Source organism: Bacillus sp. mrc49, assembly GCF_002803435.1.
Genome location: NZ_PHNG01000034.1, coordinates 1 through 357, shown reverse-complemented (window position 1 = coordinate 357; position 357 = coordinate 1). Strand labels below are relative to the sequence as shown.

Annotated in this window: 1 protein-coding gene; it reads left to right on the top strand. The window is 49.6% G+C overall.

What is annotated here, in order from left to right; all coding sequences use genetic code 11:
• Positions 1 to 357: AMP-binding protein (locus CVN76_RS00320; RefSeq protein ID WP_157805375.1), on the top strand; the 357-nt coding region annotated here is incomplete at both ends.

The following is a 357-nucleotide window of genomic DNA, read 5'->3' as shown; positions in this document are numbered from 1 at the left end:
ACGGAGAAAATGGCACGCAGGCTGGCCAGCGCCGGTCTCAAGGCTGGCGATTCATGCGCAGTGCTGCTCCGTAATCATATTGACGGCGTCATCACCATCCATGCCCTATTTTATCTCGGTGTGAAGATCGTGATGCTGAATAATAAATTAACGGCAAAGGAATTGTCGTGGCAGGTCGAGGACAGCGGTGCTTCCTATTTGCTCTCTGAAGGCTCCTTCGCAAGCAAGCTTGATGATATGGCGGGGGATCTTCTTGAGTTGCCCCTTCTTTTTATCGAACAATTGCCAAATGAAAGAACGGCAGAGATCCTTCAGGAGTTTTATCTGGAGGATACCGCTACGATCATGTACACATCG